General features: G+C 67.6%; 1 protein-coding gene. It reads left to right on the top strand.

Annotated elements, in window-relative coordinates:
- Positions 1–132 precede the first annotated feature (132 nt).
- Positions 133–768, top strand: a 636-nt coding sequence (locus tag ADK65_RS35525) for an ABC transporter permease (protein WP_053675624.1), incomplete at its 3' end; no start/stop codon positions are given.

Genomic DNA, 768 nt, shown 5'->3' with positions numbered 1-768 from the left:
GGTCACCAAGGACAACCAGTGGAACGGGGCCGCCGCCCAGGGCGTGATCCTGCTGGTGCTCACCCTGGCCGGACTGCTGCTGGTCAAGGCCGTCACCTCGCTCGGCGCCAGCCGCAAGAAGAGGAGCGCCACATGATGGAGCTACGCAAGTCACTGGCCGGGCGCATCGCCCTGACGGCCGTGGCCACCGTGATCCTGCTCTTCCTTGCGCTGCCGATCGTGGTCATCCTGGTCACCTCCTTCAGCAACAACGCCTTCGCCTCCTTTCCGCCGGAGACGTGGACGCTGAACTGGTACAAGGCCCTGTTCGCCGACGGCAGCAAATGGCCGGCCGCGCTCTCCCTGAGCGCGCTGATCGCCGCGATGAGTACGGTGTTCTCGCTGATCATCGGGGTGACCGCGGCGACCGCCCTGGTCCGCAGCGAACTCCCCTTGCGTTCCGCGGTCTTCGCCCTGGTCCTCGGCCCGCTGGTCATCCCGCAGATCGTCACCGCCCTGGGCCTGTTCCTGTTCTTCGAACCCGCGGCGATGCTGGGCAGTCCGATCGCCATCGCGCTCGGTCACACGGTGCTGGCTTCACCGATCGCGGTGCTGATCCTGATCGCGACGCTGCGCGGGATCGACGAACGCCTGGAGGACGCCGCGGCCAGCATGGGCGCCGGCCGCCTGACCATCGCCCGGCGCATCACCTTCCCCCTGGCCGCACCCGGCATGATCGCGGCGGCGGTCTTCTCCTTCATCACCAGTTTCGACGAGTTCTACATCTCC

This window comes from Streptomyces sp. NRRL B-1140, assembly GCF_001280065.1.
Lineage (GTDB): Bacteria > Actinomycetota > Actinomycetes > Streptomycetales > Streptomycetaceae > Streptomyces.
Note: the sequence above shows the minus strand (reverse complement) of the source record. Positions and strands in the feature narration are given on the sequence as shown.